Genomic DNA, 19,176 nt, shown 5'->3' with positions numbered 1-19,176 from the left:
TGATCTGCTTCCTCAGATACACTCAACACTTGTAGCATATATTTCAAGGACTTGCCTGTAAAATACCTTTTCAGATGCACGGATATCTCTGATGCGTTCAAGAATCTCTTTGAAATAGCCACCACCACCGAGGTTCTTTAATCGCTCGTCATCCATTGTGAAGCCTTTTTGCATATATTCCTTCAGCCTGGCTGTTGCCCATTGACGAAACTTAGTAGCGGTTATTGAAGTTATACGATATCCCAAAGAGATTATCATATCCAGATTATAATGAAGTAGGTTTCTTTCAACGTTTCTTCCGCCTTCAATTTGAACTGTTCGGAATTTCCGAACAGTTGCCGCCTCATCTAACTCACCCTCTTTGAATATATTGGTTATGTGCTCGCTGACCATGAATGTCGTCTGTCGCCCTTGTTTTATGCAAGAATTATACATTTTGTTAACACATCATCAACTGCGACATAGCCTGAAGAAGAGCTTCTTGATGAAAGGCAGAATAAACCGAATTTTACGCCAACCCACCTTCCCGGTACAGCTCTCATTTTTAGTGCCGGAGTGTAGTTTACTCCATCGATACTATAATACATGGTGACACGGTTATCAGGAAACATCCCATCCTCTGAATTGATTTCTCTTTTTCCGATATTTTCTACAACGTACCTGACATAAACAATACCTGACTCAGTAGGTAATACCTTCCAGCACAGACAGTCTTCCTCAGACTTTTCAACAAGTATTCTCCCAAATATCTGGTGTCCTCTAATAACTTTGACAAAAAACTGTGATTTACAGTGGCAAAAAGAAATCACTCCGTAATCCATTCCCAAAGATATCATTCCTGCTTCATCCCCTTGCATAAGTTTTGAAAGAGATAGTCTTGCAGTCCAGGAGAATTCAGAAGCAGGCCATTTCTGAAGAAGGATATTCGGCTGATCACCATAAGCTCCACCCTTCTTAATAGCATGAAGATGCAAGGCATCGTCTTTTATATCAAACCAGGATGAATTCGGATTAGCATTCCATTGCCATTTAAGGCTAATACGGCCTTCTGAAAAGTCCTTAGAATTATCTGATTCCCGTATCAAATAGGATACTTCTCCGACATCAGGCTTTTTATGTCTGCTTACAGGCTCGCCATAATCGGCATCTGCAACAGGTTTTCCAATTATAGGCCAGTCATTTTCCCATTTCATGGGCTGAAGATGTACTATTCTTCCTGCTGCATATACATCCTGAAAATGTATAAACCAGTTTTCTCCGGACAAAGTATCAATCCATGCACCCTGATGTGGTCCGTTCACTTCACTATTCCCCTGACGCATAACAACTTTATATTCATAGGGACCATAAATATTTTTCGAACGAAGCACCGTTTGCCATCCGGTTTTTACACCACCTGCAGGTGCAAAAATATAATACATGCCATTTCGCTTATACAGCTTAGGGCCTTCGATAGTATGCTGATCATTCTCATTTCCATCAAATACTTTTACAGGTTCACCTATAAGTCCCATGCCATCAGGTTGCATTTCCTGAATATGGAGAACACTTTTATAGCCAATGCGGCTTTTTGCTACTCCAGTTACCAAATATGCTTTTCCATCATCATCCCAAAATGGGCATGGATCAATCCGGCCTGCGCCTGGACATATGTTTACCGGCTCAGACCATTCGCCGTACGGATCTTTTGCGGTAGTCATAAAAATTCCCTCATCCGGTGTAGGAAAGCATATATAAAACAGACCTTCGCGATAACGTATTGACGGAGCCCATACCCCACAACCATGTACCGGAAGGTCATATCTTTTATTGGGAATCTTTGGTAAAGCATAGTTTATAAGCTTCCAATCAACAAGATTCTTTGAATGAAGAATAGGAAGCCCCGGGGCATTGCTAAAGCTTGAAGCTATCATATAAAAATCGCTTTCAACTCGTATAGCATCCGGGTCAGAATAATCTGAATAGAGGATGGGATTTGTATATGTCCCATCCCCATTATCTGCAATATACATAACAGAACTTAGCCTCTTATTTCCTTTACAGCCTTAACAGCCTCCGCTGTAAGCTGCTCAATCTTTGTAAAATCGCCACTCTTTATAAGATCGGATTTAACCATCCAGCTTCCGCCACAGGCACTGATTTTGTCAAACGAAAGATAATCTCTTAAGTTCTTCTCGTTTATGCCACCTGTAGGCATGAACTTCACTCCGGTGTATGGTGCAGCCATCGCCTTGATCATTGGAAGTCCTCCTGCTTGCTCTGCAGGGAAGAATTTAAGAACCTTAAGACCTCTCTTTACGCCCTGAGCTACCTCTGAGGGTGTTATTGTACCGGGAATAATCGGAATATTTTTACTGATGCAATAGTCTACCACCTCAGGATCAAATCCCGGACTAACAATAAATTTTGCTCCCGCTGATATAGCTTCATCCACCTGCTTTGCTGAGAGAACTGTTCCGGCTCCTACAAACATATCAGGGAAATTTTCTGTCATGGCCTTTATTGCGTCAGCCGCTGCTTCCGTACGGAAGGTTACCTCCGCACACTCCAGTCCACCTTTCATAAGAGCCTCTGCCAGAGGTACTGCATCTGTAACATCATCTATTACAACAACAGGGACTACCCCGTATGTCATAAGCTTATCTATAACCTTTTCCATTTTTGTCTCCTCAAAAAAATTTGTTTTAGGGCTGTTTTCCTATATAAGCAAGGATGCCTCCATCTACATAAAGTATATGTCCGTTTACAAAGTCAGAAGCCTTTGATGCCAGGAAAATGGCAGGGCCTTTAAGGTCATCTGACTCACCCCAGCGCTCAGCAGGAGTCTTTGCAATAATGAAGCTATCAAAGGGATGTCTTGAACCATCACTCTGACGCTCTCTTAAAGGAGCTGTCTGCTCAGTAGCTATATATCCGGGACCTATGCCGTTACACTGAATATTGTATGCTCCATACTCAGATGCAATGTTCTTTGTAAGCATTTTAAGTCCTCCCTTTGCAGCTGCATAAGCTGATACAGTCTCTCTTCCAAGCTCAGACATCATTGAACAGATATTGATGATTTTTCCTCCACCTCTTTTCATCATTGACGGAATAACCGTTTTAGATACTATGAAAGCAGCTGTAAGATCAACATCAACAACTCGCCTGAAATCACTTGCTTCCATCTCGATCATCGGAACTCTTCTGATCATTCCGGCATTGTTAACAAGGATATCAACCTCGCCAACCTCCTTGCATATTCTCTCGTGAAGGCTCTTCACTGCATCCTCATCAGTTACATCACACACATATCCTTTCACAGAATCGAGAAGTCCGTCTTCCTCATAGCTCTTAAGTCCTCTGTCCACAGTCTCCTGTCTGCTACAGTTAAATACTACCTTGGCACCGGCTTCAATATACGCCTTTGCTATTGCATAGCCTATTCCATAAGCAGCACCTGTAACCCATGCCACTTTTCCTTTAAGTGAAAACATATCTTCGCTCATATATCCTCCTTATAAAAGGTCAGTTGCCTTTAGATTGTCCATATCATCAAACTCCTGATTCTCTCCACCCATTGCCCATATGAAGGTATAGTTTGATGTACCTGCTCCTGAATGAATAGACCATGAAGGAGAAATTACAGCTTCCTCGTTTTTCATTACAATATGTCTTGTCTCTCCGGGCTCACCCATGAAATGGAAAACCACCTGATTCTCAGGAATATCAAAATAGGTGTATATTTCCATTCTGCGCTCATGTGTATGAGACGGCATAGTATTCCAAACGCTGCCCTCTTCAATTACTGTCATTCCCATACTAAGCTGGCAGGTCTTCAAAACATTCGGATGAATAAACTGGTTTATAACTCTCTTGTTGCACTCAGCGGTACTTCCAAGAGGTCTCTTTACTGCGTCTGCAAAGGTAAGAAGCTTTGTTTCATAAGAGCAGTGTGCAGGAGCACTTACCATATAGAATTTTGCAGGCTGTTCCTTATCATCTGAGGAAAAAAGAACCTCCTTTGCTCCTCTGGTGATATAAAGGCAGTCCTTGTGTCCAAGGTTGTACTCTGTTCCATCTACATTGATTTTGCCGCTGCCTCCGATGTTAAAAATACCAATCTCTCTGCGTTCCAAAATATAGGAAGTTCCAAAATGAGCGTAAACATCCAATCCATCATCCAATGAAATCTGCTTATTTACAGGCATGCATCCGAAGGTTACCATTCTATCCACATGTGAGTAAACTGCCTTTACCTTGTCTGCCTCGTATAAACCAGTAATCAGAAACTCATCACGGAGCTCGCTTGTTGTATATCTTTTAACATCCCTCTGATTTGCAGAATATCTTATTTCCATAATCAAATACCTCTCATAATTTTTGGCTTAAAACAAAGGATTATCTCTGAACCCTTGCTCCCTTTCCGCCCATAATTGCTTCAACTTCACTTTTATCAGCCATGGTGGTATCACCAGGTGTAGTCATTGCAAGTGCACCGTGAGCAGCTCCGTAATTAACAGCAGTCTCAGCATCACCTGTAGTCATAAGGCCATAGATAAGTCCGGATGCAAATGAATCACCGCCTCCAACTCTGTCCATAATTTCAAGTCCTTTATAGTCCTTAGCCTTATAGATTTCTCCATCTGCAAAACACAGAGCACTCCAGTCATTTACTGTAGCTGTTTTTACTTCTCTTAAAGTAGTTGCCACCGCCTTGAAGTTAGGATAGGTCTTTACAACCTCTCTTATCATCTTCTTATAGCCCTCAATATCAAGCTTTGAAAGGTTCTCATCATTTCCTTCTATCTCAAATCCAAGACAGGCTGTGAAGTCCTCTTCGTTTCCAATCATCACATCAACATATTTGGCAATTTCCTTATTAACCTCTCTTGCCTTTTCTATTCCGCCAATAGCACTCCACATGGATGGTCTGTAATTGAGGTCATAGGAAATAATGGTTCCATATTTCTTTGCAATTTTAATAACTTCAAGAGCTGTTTCACAGGACTGTTCTGATAAAGCAGCATAGATTCCGCCTGTATGAAGCCACTTCACTCCCATTTCACCAAATAGCTTCTCAAGGTCAAAGTCCTCCGGCCTTACCTTTGAAATAGCAGTATTGGCTCTGTCTGAGCATCCCTTTGCACCTCTTATTCCAAAGCCTCTCTCTGTAAAATTGAGACCGTTCCTGCATTCCCTTCCTATGCCATCTGTTTTCATCCACTTAATAAAGGATGTATCTACACCGCCCTGAAGAATCAGATCCTCCATAAGCTTTCCGACTTCATTGTCTGCAAAAGCGGTAAGTACTGTGGTCTTAAGTCCAAAGCATCTTCTAAGTCCCCTTATGACGTTATACTCTCCGCCACCTTCCCATACATTAAAATGTCTTGCTGTTCTTATTCTTCCTTCGCCCGGGTCAAGTCTCAGCATTACTTCGCCCAATGATACTGCATCAAAAACGCAGTCTTTTCTTAAATTAAGATCCATTTTTATCCTCCAACAAAAGATTTATAAAGTTACTCCATCCTTAAATATTGCAATTTCCCGGTAGCCGTCCTCTTCCTGTTTTGTAAATTCCCCACTTGCTACCTTCAGAACATAATCAAGAAGTCTGTCCCCTGCTTCGTCCAGGGATTCCTTTCCTTCCGCCACCGTTCCGGCATTAAAATCTATCCACTTAGCCTTCTTTTCATACAGTGCTGTATTAGTCGAAATTTTCACAGTTGGTGCAGGTGCTCCAAAGGGTGTTCCCCGACCTGTTGTAAACAGAATCATATGTGCTCCTGCAGCTGTAAGATCTGTCGCGGATACCATATCATTACCGGGACCTGACAAAATAGAAAGGCCCTTAGTTTTTACCGGCTCAGCGTATCCAAGAACATCAACTATCTGCGCACTTCCGCCTTTTTGAACACATCCACAGGACTTATCTTCAAGGGTAGTAATTCCACCTTCTTTATTGCCGGGACTGGGGTTTTCATATACGACCTGTCCATGTCCTACAAAGTACTTCTTGAAGCTGTCCACCATATCTATAGCTTTATAAAAGGTCGCACTGTCCTTACATCTGTTAAAGAGTATGGATTCAGCACCAAACATCTCCGGTACCTCTGTCAGAACAGTTGATCCTCCAAGTGATATCAGTCTGTCAGAGAATCTTCCTACCACAGGATTAGCAGTTATTCCGGAAAGACCATCAGATCCGCCGCATTTTAATCCAACAATCAGCTCTGAAGCATCAATTTCTTCCCTGACCGACTCCTGTGCCGCTCTTGCAATCTCTTCAAGAAGCTTTCTTCCTTCTGAAAGCTCATCCTCTACATCCTGACAGGTTAAGAATTTTACCCGTTCACCGTTCCACTCCCGCAGTTCCTCCTTGAACTCAGCCTGAGTAAGGTTTTCACAGCCAAGGGATACCACCAGAACACCACCTGCATTAGGGTGTCTTACAAGAGATGCTAAAACCTTTTTTGTAGTAGCATGATCCTCTCCCATCTGTGAGCATCCATAGGGATGAGTAAAGGCATATAATCCCTCGATATTTCCGCCGACCAGATCCTGATTGTCCTTTGCCAGCTTCTCCACAACTGAATTGACACATCCCACAGTCGGAATGATCCATATCTCATTTCTGATACCGATTTTGCCTTTGGGTCTTCTATATCCCATAAAGGATTTTCCATCAAGCTTTGGCAGGCTGTTTAGAACCGGATGATACTCATACTTTGTGTCCTCAGAGAGCGCAGTTTTAACATTATGGGTATGTACATGACTTCCTGCCGATATGTCGCAGGTTGCAATGCCTATCTGATTACCATACTTAATAACCGGGCTATTCTCCTTAATATTAGTGAGAGCAATCTTATGTCCCCTGCTTATTTTTTCACTCGCACAAAGCTTGTTTTCATCTGCGTTTATACAATCTCCTGATTCTATATCTGCAAGAGCAACCACCACATTATCAAGTGGGTGTATTTTTATACTATTCACCCTGTACCTCCATCATAGCTTCGTACATTCCTTTTTCTCGTATAAGTTTAAGATCTCTGATTACAAGCTCTTTGAATCCAGGCAGCTCTGAAAGCTCTTTGCCCCACATCTTTTCATTATTTATAATCTTAGTTGCCAGAATTTCATCATCAGAATCCTTAAGCTTCAGGAAGTCCTCAAGCGCCCACTCGTCATCCTTTATCAGGAATTCCTTATCTTTTCTGTGCGCGACCAAAGCTCCGTCTCTCATTTCTTCTCCCATGTGGTAGAAATCAAGCAGCGCTGCAAACGAGAATGTCAGTACTTTAGGAAGCTTCTTTTTTTGCTCATAATATTCAAGCACCGTATACATAACTCTTGCCTTCCACTTGGATACTGAGTTGAGGGAAATGCTTAAAAGCTCGTGATCAATATAGGGATTTGCAAATCTGTCTGAAACAGCGGCTGCAAATTCCTCCAGATCCTTCTTATCAAGACCTGTAAGAACCGGGATAATTTCATCATAAAGGGCTTTATTCATATATCCTCTTATCACATCGTCCTGCATGCAATCCCTGACAATGTCCTTACCTGCAATGAAGGCTGCCATTATCATAGATGTATGTGCCCCGTTGAGAATTCTTACCTTTCGCTTTTTATAGGGATCAACATTATTCACCACTATTACGGGAATATCTGCTTTCACAGCCGGAAACTCATCTTCAATAAGCTTTGGTCCTTCAATAACCCAGGCTCCAAAAACTTCAGCAGTATCAATTAAGTTATCCTGATAACCAAGCTCATTACATATAGACTCAGCTTCAGCTCTCGGATATCCCGGAACAATTCGGTCAACCAGTGTTGAGCAGAAATAATTCTCATCTGACACCCATTTAGCAAATTCATCCGGTAGTCCCCAGCTTTCGATGTATCTGTTAACACATCTGTGAAGTTCATCTCCATTCCTGTCAATAAGTTCGCAGGACAGAATAATCACTCCGGGAAGTTTGTTGTTATATCTTTCATATAAAAACTGAGTAAGTTTTCCCGGAAAACTGGATGCCGGTCTGTCATCAGCCTTACAGGAAGGGTCATATACAATACCTGCTTCTGTTGTATTGCTGACTATAAACCTGATCTCAGGATTCCTCGCACAGGCTAAAAATTCATCATATTCATCATAGGGATTTATACATCTTGAAACACTTGATATGACGCGCTTTCTGCTCACTTTTTCACCATTTTCCTGGCCTCTTAGAAAAAGTGTGTACAGACCCGCCTGCTCATTTATCATGTCAGAAAGCCCCTGTGCAATGGGCTGGCAAAGAACAACCTTCCCATTAAATCCTGCCTTTTCGTTCATGATATCTATGAAATAATCCACGAAAGCACGAAGAAAATTACCCTCACCAAACTGAAGGACTCTTTCCGGTGCATCCTTAAGTATGTATCCGTCATACCCCTGTTCTTCCAACAGTTTGTAACTAAGCCTTTCCATTTATCTTAACCTCCCCAAAACTTTATCTATTTTTCCGATTACAACAATCGCTATCACCCAATACCGAAATATCTTTTAGCATTATAGAAGGATATACCTGAAACTATCATCTTAAGAGCCTCGTCATCGGCCGGGTACTCACCATTCTCAACAAGATTTCCGATCAGGTTACACATAATTCTTCTGAAGTAATCATGTCTTGTATATGATAAAAACGATCTTGAATCTGTTAGCATCCCGATAAAATTACCAAGAAGTCCGAGACTTGCCAGAGACTTCATCTGCTCTTCCATCCCCTGCTTTGTATCGTTGAACCACCAGGCAGGTCCGTGCTGTATTTTTCCCGGAATCTCCGAGGACTGGAAACATCCAAGAATTGTTCCAATCTGCTCATTGTCAGCAGGATTCAAAGAGAAAATAATTGTTTTCGGAAGTTCTCCCAACTTATCAAGCTCAGACATTAATGCTGCAATGTTTCCGCCGCAGGTATTCTGAGAAATCATGTCAAAGCCTGTATCCGGGCCTTCAAGCCTGTACATTCTCTCATTTACGTTTCTAAGGCAGGAGTAGTGAAGCTCCATTGCAATGCCGTGCCTGTGATATGCTCTGCCCAGTGCAAGAAGCAGTGCTGTCTGATATCCTTCAGCCTCCTCTATCGTAATGCGCTCACCCTTCATAGCCTTTTTAAATGCTTTATCACATTCCTCCATACTCATCATTCGGAAAGGGATATAATCAAGACCATGATCAGATGCCACACACCCGTGATTGGCAAAAAACTCTACTCTATCTGTCAGCGCATCTATAACGTCAGTAACTGAATCAAGCGACTCTTTTCCTACAGCCCTGGCAAGCTGTCCAATATATTCAGCAAAGCCTTCCTTTGTGATGTTAATAGCCTTATCCGGTCTGAATGAAGGACGTACAAGAAAATCTATGCTTTTATCTTCTGCAATTTTTTCATGCCAGATAAGAGAATCAATGGGATCATCGGTTGTTCCTACATAAGCTACGTTACTCTTTCTTATAAGTCCTCTAACCGACATGTCAGGATCAATTTTTAGGAGATCGTTACATTTATTCCAGATTTCTTCTGCATTAGCTTCATTTAATGGTTCTGTTATTCCGAAGTACTTCTTAAGCTCTAAGTTGCACCAGTGATACATCGGATTGCCAATTGCCTTTGTCAGAGCCTTTGCAAAGCCCTTGAATCTGGAAAGCTCATCCTCTCTCCCGGTTATGAGCTCCTCGGGCATCCCATCAGATCTCATAATTCTCCACTTGTAGTGGTCTCCAAAAAATGAACCGTCGCTCTGTTTTCCTCCAAACCACACATCTCCAAGGCTTTCAAAACGCTTATCCTCATATATCTCCTTAGGTGATATATGGCAGTGATAGTCTATTATCGGTAAATCCTCTGCATAATCGTGAAAAAGATGCTTAGCGGTATCTGTCTGTAACAAAAAATCATTATCCAAAAACTCTTTCATAACCGGTCTCCACTTCTTAAATTTGATTGCCATAATGCAATGTTAGTACCTTAAATTCTTTTTTTATATATGTTTGGCGTTTTAAACCAACTTATGCAACAAGTAAAACAACTTTTACAATCTTTTTGACACTATATTTTTTCATACAGATTCTGTACAAATTCCCTTGTAGCTACTGCATTCTCAGGCTTGGTATTCTCCAGTGTGCACTGTATAAAGGGCTTATATTCCTTTATTTTTGAAAGCAGTAATTCGTAGTTAAGGCCGCCCGTTCCGGAAGAAACCGATATAAGTTCATCTCCATCAGTTACAAAATCCTTCAAATGGATAACAGCTATGTCATCCCGCAGTATGTCAAAGGTTTTGACTATTATCGAATCCTGTTTTTCAATATTACCCTTATAGAGCATGTTTACAGGATCAAATATAATCTGCAGATTAGGGCTTCCAATCTCATCAAGAACGTATCTTGCCTGCTCCGGACCATACACAATATGCTTCCACACAGGCTCAATTGCTACTATTACCCCAAATTGCTCTGCAGCCCTTACGACAGGCTTTAGATTTTTAATGAAAATATCAAGAGCAGTCCTATCATGATTCGCGGGCTCGTATTTGTAGGCTGCGTTTACCGCTCCTGTCTCTGTTCCGACAACTCCTGCCCCCAATATACCTGCAAATCTCATGTGGACAATATACTTATCCGTTATCTCCTTTAAAGCCTCCGGGTCAGGATGAGCTAAGTTCAGATAATTGCCAAGTACAGCAATATTTACAAGATTCTCATCGCATAATCTCTTTATGTACATTGCAAGCCCCGGTGTCATGGAGCTTTTGTTTATTTCGAACTCCTTTATGGATTTCGAAAGTGCCATATGTATACAGTCAAATCCCTGTTTTTTTATATTTGGTATAAGCTCATTAAGTGGCGCATATTCTGCATCATGGGCCCGTAATCCTATCTGCATTTTTCACCTCTTTGTAATCAAACGGATAGCCTTTAAAAATATTGCAGGCCTATAGCCTGCAATTATCAACTTCACTGACAAGCTCATCAGCAAGTGTGTTTATTCTTTCGGCTTCCTCATCATCTAATATTTTTACCCATTTATTTTTGCCCAATAGATCACAAGGTCTTCCATCATGTAGCTTTGATCCGTACTCAGCAAAAGCAGCCATACTGTCCTCTGTTTCTATTGCATTCCACTCACAAAATCTAAGAGGATTTATAGCTTCATCATATCTGCAATTTAAAAATGCAGCCTTTCCCTCCGGTCTCCATGGCCTCCCAAGAAATACCGACTCCTTGGAAATCCCCTCTTCTCCATGAATAAAACAGTTTCTAAACACAAATCCTATTGCTCCAAGATTTTCAGATGGCGCAGTAATATACCCATTAATCTTCTTTTTCCTGTCCATAGACACTATTTCGCATTCATCAAAAACAGCGTCAGCTCCCCCGAAAATATAATCCACATCTCCCTTTATTACGCAGTTTTTAAAGTATTGTCTTGTGTTCTTGATATCCCCGAGCATCCTGGGGCCAAAAAAGCCTCCGGGTTGACGCTCCTTCAAAGGATGTGGTGCAAGAAATAATGTGTCCTGTCTTGAGCTCATGCACACATTTTCCATGTACACCCGGTCCGAATCCGAATATACAGCAAGGGCCTGACCTATATCCTCTCCCCAGCCGGCTGTATTTTCGATGGTCAGATCAGACAAGCGTGCAAACTCCCCTGTTATAAACAAAGTCTGGGTTCTAAAGGTTCCACGCCTGGAATTATCTTCAAGAATTTCCTCTGCACTTGCATTTCCTCTGATAATGGTTTTGTGCATCCCTGAGCCTACAATGTTTATATTTCTTTTCTCAATGTGTAGTCTTTCATTGTAGATACCCTCTGCAATACTTATAATCGCAGGCATATCATAGGGAACAGCCTGAATGGCTTCTGTTATGGTATGATAGTCACCGCCTGGTCCTACATTTACTCTCATCCCTGTTTTCATACTCTTAACTCACCCAAAAATCAGGTTATCCTTTTCAATTTGCTCTACACCATTTAAATCTTCTTTTGAATCTACAGATCCTTTGATATGCACATTCTTCAGAATAAGCTTTCCGACATTCCTGGCAAAAATTCCGCGGCCACTCATCTTATCGATTCCATCCATCATAACCGGATATTCAGCCTCTCTTTTGGTCTCTTCTTTATAATCTGCCTCTATATCCTCAAGAGTTACTGTTCCTACCTTCGATTCAGGCAGACCGTATACTGTAAGAAGACAGACCTCTGTGCCGGTACATTTAATATTCTTTGCGGATATATCCTTAATCTCCGGGGTCATGTCTGTTATTTCAAGAGCTTCTTTGCTCTGACAATAATCACTATGGCCGTCAGGGTCACAGAAATAAAACATGTTGATAGTAAAAGGCATTCTCACATCCTCCATACTTATGTTTTCGAATCGAATGCCTTCAATTATTGAGCGTTTTCCTCTTCCCCTTCTTGTCTTAATTCTTAATCCTCTGTCAGTGGAATCAAAAATACACTTTGCTACAGTTACGTTCCTGACACCGCCTGCACATTCACTTCCAACAGTGACACTTCCATGTCCCCTGTTCAAAAGACAGTTTCTTATATCAATGTTTTCTGTCCGTTTATAGTGCTTCAAAGCCATGTAATACTTACCTGACTTAATTGCTATGCAGTCATCTCCAACAGAAATATTCGCTCCAGCAATAAGCACATTTTTACAACTCTCCGGATCTATGCCATCTGTGTTAGGTGAATTATCCGGATTCTTTATATATACCTCTATAAGCTTAATATCATCTGAATAGTATGGATGCACGGTCCATGAGGGTGAGTTCCTAAGCTCAATGCCAACAACTGTGATATTCCTGCAGCCATTCAAAAAAACAAGTCTTGGTCTATAGGCACCGCGTTTTTCCTTGGGCTTTTCCCACCAGTCACCGTTTTCGGCATTTCCATCTATTATTCCGCTTCCAAATATTCGAACATTTTCCACTCCTATACCTGTTATCAGCGATGCAAAGGACGATAATGGATTGCCTTCCCAGCTTCCAAGGTTATACTCCTCATTTTCATCTGTTCCCAATGTCATTCCGGGAAGAATCGGATACAGGCTTCGATCAGTAAGTCCCTTTATGACTGCCCCTCGATCTATCCATATATTGATATCGCTTTTTAGGAAAAGAGGTCCTGTAAGATAGATTCCTTTTCCGATATGAACTGTACCATTTATAGGACATGCACTTATGGCCGCCTGCAGGTAAGCAGTATCATTAGTCACCCCATCTCCGGCAGCTCCAAAGTCCTTAACTTCCAAAAGTACACTTTCCTTTTTTGTTGTAACTGTCTTTACAGTTTCCACTTCTCTATCTGAGTTGTCACAGCTTGCAGCTATCTCTATTTCATACTCAGTATCCGGAGAAAGATCTTTTAAAGTGAAAACATTTTTTATAAAGTCCCCTAGAATTTTCCCATTTAAGGACACCCTTACAGGGCTCCTTGTTTCATAAGAAAAGTCATTATCAAGTTCAATACAGATGCTTCTGCATCCGATATCAATCACATTAAAATTCATCTAAAATTCCTTCTTTTATCAGGCTTAGAATTTCTGTATATAGCAGTAAAAGTGGAGCTGTTCCCTTGGCATCATTCTCAACAACAGGTTCACCAAAATAGTATTCAAGGGATCCATCTCTTCTATCCTTACCACCCAAGCCTGCAACGAGGCAAATTCCGCCAAGTCGCGGAAGCCCTTCCTCATTTTTTGAGAGATATCTGTTTGTTATTCCAAAGAAAATGCTCTCTGCAATCTGTGCATATCGCTTCGGCAGGAATTTGAGTCTTACTCCCTTGGCAATGGCATAGGCTATAAGTGCTGATCCCGAGGTTTCAAGGTAATTGCCGGCTTCATCTGCCTTATCTATAACCTGATAAAACATAGAGCTCTCATCGTCCATGTACTTAAGCAGTGTGTCTGCGAGCTCCCAAAATATATCCTGCAGAGTTCTGTATTCGTAGTAGAGCTGCTCTCCCATTGCTTCTGCTGTATCCACAAGAGCTGCCATGAACCACCCTGTAGCTCTAAGCCAGAAGTTTTTGCTGCAGCCACTCTTCTCATTAGCCCAGTACATTTCCCGGGACTCATCATATCCGTGATAATACAAGCCGGTTTTTTCATCTCTCATCAGCCTCTTCACATTTTCAAACTGATGAAAGCTGTCAAGACATCCATTCATTTTTCTGTACCGTCTCTCATATTCCATGTAAAAGGGCTGTGCCATATACAGACCATCCAGCCAGACCTGATTGGGATAAATCTTTTTATGCCAGAAATTCCCTTCCTTTGTCCTGGGCATGGTCTCAAGCTGCCTCCTCACCGTGTCCATGGCTTTTCTATATTTTTCCCTGCCTGTAAGATCGTAAAGCGAGAAAAGATTACAGGCAGGTCTTACATTATCAAGGTTATATTCTTCTACGTCATAGGTAGCTATTGTTCCATCTTCATTTACATAAAATGAAACAAAGCCATCAGCAAAGTCCAGGTATTTCTTTTCGCCTGTTATTGCATATAGTCTGAGCAATGCAGTGATCATACAGCCATCAATGTAATTCCATTTATTAGGCTTACCGCTTCGCACCTTTTCAATGTTCCACATAGGGTGCTCCGGATCTGATCCTGCCATCAGATAATTCACATATTCATTTAATAGCTCCGCTGTTTCCCGCCTTGTCATTCAAGACTCTCCTTCATGTAATAGAAATAACCTTTTAGCTCCATGAGCTCTTCATATGTTCCTCTTTCTATTATTTTTCCATTTTTCATTACAATTATCAGGTCAGCATTTCTTACGGTTGCAAGCTTATGCGCAACGATAAAGGTTGTACAGGTCTTCGACATACAGTCGAGAGCACCCGTAACCTCTTTTTCTGAAATCGCATCAAGGGCAGAAGTTGCTTCATCCAAAATGATTACCTTTGGATTTCTGATAAGTGCTCTTGCAATTGATATTCTCTGTTTCTGCCCGCCTGATAATCTGTCTCCGTGCTCACCTACAATTGTGTCTACACCATCAGGCAGCTTATCTATAACCCGGCTAAGACCGGATTCTCTTATTACTTTTTCAAACAGTTCATCAGAAACGCCTGTGCTTCCATAGAGAATATTTTCTCTGATTGTTCCTGAAAACAGCGCCGTACTCTGTGGCACAACTGCCAAAAATCTTCTATAGCTCCTAAGGTCAATCTCATCAATCGAATGTCCGTCGATAAGGAGTCTTCCTCTGGTAGGCAACATAAAACCTATAAGGATATTTAATATAGTAGATTTTCCTGCACCTGATTCTCCAACAAAAGCAATAGTCTCACCGCTCTTAACCTCCAGATTAAGGTCTTCAAGAACAGCCATTTCACCTCCGGGATATGAATATCCCATGTTTTGGAAGGAATAATCGCCCTTGAGATCATTAAGTACCGTCTTTCCTTCATTATCTTCCACTTCGTCAGCTGCAAGGACCTCACCTATACTGTTAACTGACTCCAGTCCCTTTGAAATTGTAGGGAGCAGATTGAGTAATCCCGTAACATAGCCGACAATAGTAGTGAAATAGGTCTGATACAGAACCACATCTCCGGTACTTATAACCTTTTTCATAGCAAGAAAGGCAGTAAACACCAGGCATAGTACCTGAAAGAACTGAAAAAATGCCCAGCTGACCGCTCCGAAATTAGTCTGAACCATATCCAGCCTGTAGCCTTCAGCAGCTATTTGGTACATCTGCTCATCCATTCTGTCTGTAGCTTCTGCCTCAAGAGCGTGTGCTCTGGTCACCGGAATAAGCTCGATCATCTCAGATATTTTTGCAGATGTCTTTTCAACCTCTTTTCTGAACCTTTGATTGTGGGCCTTTATCGGCTTTTTAAAAACGTAAACAAGAACTGCAGCCAGAGGAACCATCAAAAGAAAGAACAAAAACACCACTTTACTTTTAAAAATCGTAACTGATAATGCTACAATTACATTTATTATAATATTCAGCAGATTGACAAAAATCTGATCCGACAGCGTTTCAATTGCTTCTACGTCCCTTATTATCTTGGACTGAAGTCGCCCTGACTGAATATCCTTTTCAGATAATATGGTCATTGTCTGAAGCTTATGTACCAAAGCACTCCTTAGCCCTGCCTCGACATTTCTTACAGCAGATGCTCTAAAATGCATGTGCAAATAATTCATCGGTACATTAAGTATAAGCAAAGCTATCAGCACCGCTGCATTAAGCAAAATCAGACCGGTTGTATTTTCATATCCATCCACTACATAATTTATAATGTTGGCTGTAACTATTGGCGTTAACCATACAGGAGAATGCTTCACTGTATAAAAAATTATCGATAGAACAAAATTGTGGTAATAGCCTTTATAAAAAGCTATAAGTGCCAGTAATGGCTTTGCTTTATATTTTCTATAGCTTTTTTCAAGCCTTTTTGCTGTATCTTCCGTTATCTCCTTCATGCTTTGCGTATTCCAGTCCCACTTATAATCATCAATAATCACATATCAGCCACGGCATACTCATCTGCCACACCTTCATCCTGTAAATTCCTGTCATGAACCATATCAAGTTCTTTTAAGACACTTTCATCAATGAGAGATGAAAAGGGCTCTCCTGCTTTAATTATTTCTTTTGCCAGAAGTTCCCCAAACTTCATTGCTCCTTCATATTTAAGGTGTGTATTGTCAGTAGAAAGGCCTTCAGGAAGCCAGAATACCTCACCTTTTTTTACATGCATAAAATACTTCTTGGTTTCCTCGTCACCTGTCCTCTCGATAAACTGCCGACTAGCCTTGAACAAATCGACAATCGGAACCTCATACTTTTGTGAAGCTTTAAAATATGCCTCCACATAAGGCTCATGCTCCGAGATTTTTAAACGTTTATGATCATCCTCAAAACTTCTTCTTTCCAACGGTGTAATAAATAGGGGGATTGCACCGCGATTTCTGGCAACATTTACATACTTCCCAAGGTTATCAATAAAGTCCGTATTTGGATCTGTATATCTGCTAAGATCAGTTATCTTTTCATCGTTATGTCCAAACTGAATGAAAAGATAATCTCCTTCTCTTATTTCCTCATCAATCCTTGCAAGTCTGCCCTGATCAATAAAGCTTTTTGTACTTCTTCCATTTATCGCATGATCGTATATTACTACATCCGGCATTGTATATCTGTCGAAGGCCTGTGCAATTCCGGTCTGAGGGTATTTATTTGCCTTATTGCAGGTATTGGTGGAGTCACCTGCCCAAAATATTATTCGCATAAATTATTCCTTTACAGCACCGATATTTACACCCTTTACGAAATACTTCTGCAGGAACGGATAAAGTGCCATAAACGGAAGTATTGCACATACAATAGCTGAATAATACAGCGTATTCTGCGATACGTTGAAGGATGTTGTAGGTGTATCACCATCCATGACCATAACTCTTAAGATATACTGGAAGTTAACCTGGTCACGATTTGTGATGTAGATCTGAACTGTTGAATAGTCATTCCATACTGTTACCGCAAACATAAGACCGATGGAAGCAAGTGCTGCCTTTGAAAGGGGAAGCACAATCTTAAAGAAAATTCCCATAGGTGTGCATCCATCAATTTTTGCTGCCTCAAATAGTGATCCCGGAATGCCCTCAAAGAAGTTCCTCATAAGGACAAGATTGTAGACATTCATACCATGCTTAACCACAAGGATCCACATGCTGTTTACAAGGTGGAGCTTCTTCATTACAAGGTATTCAGGTATCATTCCACCTGAGAAAATCATGGTAAACAGAAGGAAATATGCCAGTGCTTCTCTTCCCGGAAGATCCTCCTGGGCCAGTACATATCCTCCAAGTGTTGATAATACAAGTCCGAGAATTGTTCCAAGAATTGTTGTTATAATTGAATTAAGAAAAGGTCTATACAGCTTAGCTGTACTGAAAATCGTTTTATATCCATCAAGCGTTGGCTGTGTGGGCCAAAGCTGGAATTTATATACTCCTACAGCATTGAATGAATCTGCAACAACCTTCCAGATCGGAACAAGTACAATCAGACCGATCAGAATAAAAACCAAATAGTTGATCACGTCGAAAAGGTCCGTCCTTCTCTTGCGACCCACTGCGTATTCTTTTGCTCTAGCCATTGTACCCTCCTTAGATTATTCCGCGTCCGCGGATCTTCTTACTTGCTCTGTTACAAATAATTACCAGCAGGCATCCAACAAGAGACTTAAATAAACCTACCGCTGTTGTGTAGCCATAATTGGGAATTGCTGTCAAAAAGGTTTTACGATAAATATAAGTTGAAATAACATCTGAAACCTCAAAAACTCTGTTGTTATACATAACAAATACAGATTCAAAAAGGTTAAGTACCTTTGCGAGATTAAGAATCAGAACAATAATAATCGTATTTGCCAGTTCAGGAACTGTGACATACCATATTTTCTGAAGTCTTGATGCACCATCAATGTCAGCCGCTTCATATATCTCAGGATTTATTCCGGCAAGAGTTGCAAGGAAAATAACCGTTCCCCATCCTGTTTCTTTCCAGATATTAACGATGTAATATACCCATCTCCACAGCTTGGTCTCATGCATGAAATCAATACTCTGGGATATAAGTCCCCAGCTCTTAAGTGTTTCATTTATAAAGCCTGTAGATGAAGTGGACAAAAACAGAGTAAATACTGCAGCTGTAACTGTCCATGACATAAAGTGCGGGAGATAAATAACTGTTTGCAGAACCTTTTTTGCAAACAGGTTTGCCATTTCATTAATAAAGACTGATACTATAACAGCCGTAAATGTCGTAATCAATAATTTTGTTATTGAGAGCCAAAGTGTATTAGTAAACGCACTCCAGAACTCTGCATCCGAAAACATCTTTTCGAAGTGCTTAAGTCCAACGAATTCAATTTTCTTTAATGTGTAATCATAAAATGAGTATCTTATACCCAGCATAGGCCAATAAAGAGTTATCAGCACATAGATAAATATTGGTAAAAACATGAGGTAAAAGCCTCTGTTATTCCAAATACGTTTTTTCAAAGGTTTTTTATTTATAACCTGCCCTGTTGATGTAGTCTTTTGCGTCTTACCCATTTGTTACCGCCCCTTCAAAAATCTTCTCTTTATAAACCATATGGGCAC

Annotated in this window: 16 protein-coding genes and 1 pseudogene; all 17 read right to left on the bottom strand. The window is 40.9% G+C overall.

Annotated elements, in window-relative coordinates; all coding sequences use genetic code 11:
• Nucleotides 1-21: 21 nt before the first annotated feature.
• Nucleotides 22-390 (bottom strand): annotated as a pseudogene (gene rhuM, locus G601_RS22885) (RhuM family protein); the annotation flags it as partial.
• A gap of 26 nt (nt 391-416) precedes the next feature.
• Nucleotides 417-2,012, bottom strand: coding sequence for a glycoside hydrolase family 43 protein (locus G601_RS22880; RefSeq protein WP_035790662.1), 1,596 nt, complete (start codon nt 2,010-2,012; stop codon nt 417-419).
• Nucleotides 2,013-2,020: 8 nt separating this feature from the next.
• Complete coding sequence (gene eda / locus G601_RS0110585) at nt 2,021-2,659, bottom strand: bifunctional 4-hydroxy-2-oxoglutarate aldolase/2-dehydro-3-deoxy-phosphogluconate aldolase (RefSeq protein ID WP_026492160.1); 639 nt, start codon at nt 2,657-2,659, stop codon at nt 2,021-2,023.
• Between the two features lie 25 nt (nt 2,660-2,684).
• Complete coding sequence (locus G601_RS0110580) at nt 2,685-3,488, bottom strand: gluconate 5-dehydrogenase (RefSeq protein WP_026665324.1); 804 nt, start codon at nt 3,486-3,488, stop codon at nt 2,685-2,687.
• 9 nt (nt 3,489-3,497) lie between these two features.
• The gene (gene kduI / locus G601_RS0110575) at nt 3,498-4,340 is read right to left on the bottom strand and encodes a 5-dehydro-4-deoxy-D-glucuronate isomerase (RefSeq protein ID WP_026492162.1); all 843 of its coding nucleotides are present in this window, start codon (nt 4,338-4,340) and stop codon (nt 3,498-3,500) included.
• A gap of 40 nt (nt 4,341-4,380) precedes the next feature.
• A complete protein-coding gene (locus G601_RS0110570) occupies nt 4,381-5,472 on the bottom strand; it encodes a sugar kinase (RefSeq protein ID WP_026492163.1) in 1,092 nt (363 codons plus the stop codon).
• 21 nt (nt 5,473-5,493) lie between these two features.
• A complete protein-coding gene (locus tag G601_RS0110565; RefSeq protein ID WP_026492164.1) occupies nt 5,494-6,975 on the bottom strand; it encodes a UxaA family hydrolase in 1,482 nt (493 codons plus the stop codon).
• A complete protein-coding gene (locus G601_RS0110560; protein WP_026492165.1) occupies nt 6,968-8,452 on the bottom strand; it encodes a tagaturonate reductase in 1,485 nt (494 codons plus the stop codon). The genes G601_RS0110565 and G601_RS0110560 overlap by 8 nt, the downstream gene beginning before the upstream one ends.
• A 53-nt stretch (nt 8,453-8,505) precedes the next feature.
• Complete coding sequence (uxaC, locus tag G601_RS0110555) at nt 8,506-9,942, bottom strand: glucuronate isomerase (protein ID WP_026665323.1); 1,437 nt, start codon at nt 9,940-9,942, stop codon at nt 8,506-8,508.
• A 131-nt stretch (nt 9,943-10,073) separates the two neighbouring features.
• Entirely contained in the window at nt 10,074-10,910 is an 837-nt protein-coding gene (locus tag G601_RS0110550) for a sugar phosphate isomerase/epimerase family protein (RefSeq protein WP_026665322.1), read from the bottom strand.
• A gap of 49 nt (nt 10,911-10,959) precedes the next feature.
• Complete coding sequence (locus G601_RS0110545) at nt 10,960-11,949, bottom strand: pectinesterase family protein (protein WP_026665321.1); 990 nt, start codon at nt 11,947-11,949, stop codon at nt 10,960-10,962.
• 9 nt (nt 11,950-11,958) lie between these two features.
• Nucleotides 11,959-13,551 carry a glycoside hydrolase family 28 protein gene (locus tag G601_RS0110540; protein WP_026665320.1) on the bottom strand — a complete coding sequence of 531 codons (1,593 nt, stop codon included), beginning with the start codon at nt 13,549-13,551 and terminating at the stop codon, nt 11,959-11,961.
• Nucleotides 13,541-14,710 carry a glycoside hydrolase family 88/105 protein gene (locus tag G601_RS0110535; protein ID WP_026665319.1) on the bottom strand — a complete coding sequence of 390 codons (1,170 nt, stop codon included), beginning with the start codon at nt 14,708-14,710 and terminating at the stop codon, nt 13,541-13,543. The genes G601_RS0110540 and G601_RS0110535 overlap by 11 nt, the downstream gene beginning before the upstream one ends.
• The gene (locus G601_RS0110530; protein WP_242830069.1) at nt 14,707-16,530 is read right to left on the bottom strand and encodes an ABC transporter ATP-binding protein; all 1,824 of its coding nucleotides are present in this window, start codon (nt 16,528-16,530) and stop codon (nt 14,707-14,709) included. The genes G601_RS0110535 and G601_RS0110530 overlap by 4 nt, the downstream gene beginning before the upstream one ends.
• Nucleotides 16,527-17,297, bottom strand: coding sequence for a rhamnogalacturonan acetylesterase (locus G601_RS22875; protein WP_081673493.1), 771 nt, complete (start codon nt 17,295-17,297; stop codon nt 16,527-16,529). Before G601_RS22875 ends, G601_RS0110530 begins: the two co-directional genes overlap by 4 nt.
• Nucleotides 17,298-17,300: 3 nt before the next feature.
• Nucleotides 17,301-18,167: a carbohydrate ABC transporter permease gene (locus G601_RS0110520; protein WP_035786355.1), complete on the bottom strand. Its 867-nt coding sequence runs from the start codon at nt 18,165-18,167 to the stop codon at nt 17,301-17,303.
• Between the two features lie 10 nt (nt 18,168-18,177).
• A complete protein-coding gene (locus G601_RS0110515; protein WP_026492173.1) occupies nt 18,178-19,128 on the bottom strand; it encodes an ABC transporter permease in 951 nt (316 codons plus the stop codon).
• Between the last annotated feature and the right edge of the window lie 48 nt (nt 19,129-19,176).

It is taken from the genome of Butyrivibrio sp. FC2001, from assembly GCF_000424125.1.
In the GTDB taxonomy this organism is placed as follows: domain Bacteria; phylum Bacillota; class Clostridia; order Lachnospirales; family Lachnospiraceae; genus Butyrivibrio.
The sequence above is the reverse complement of the archived record's forward strand: the minus strand, read 5'-3'. Positions and strand labels throughout refer to the sequence as shown.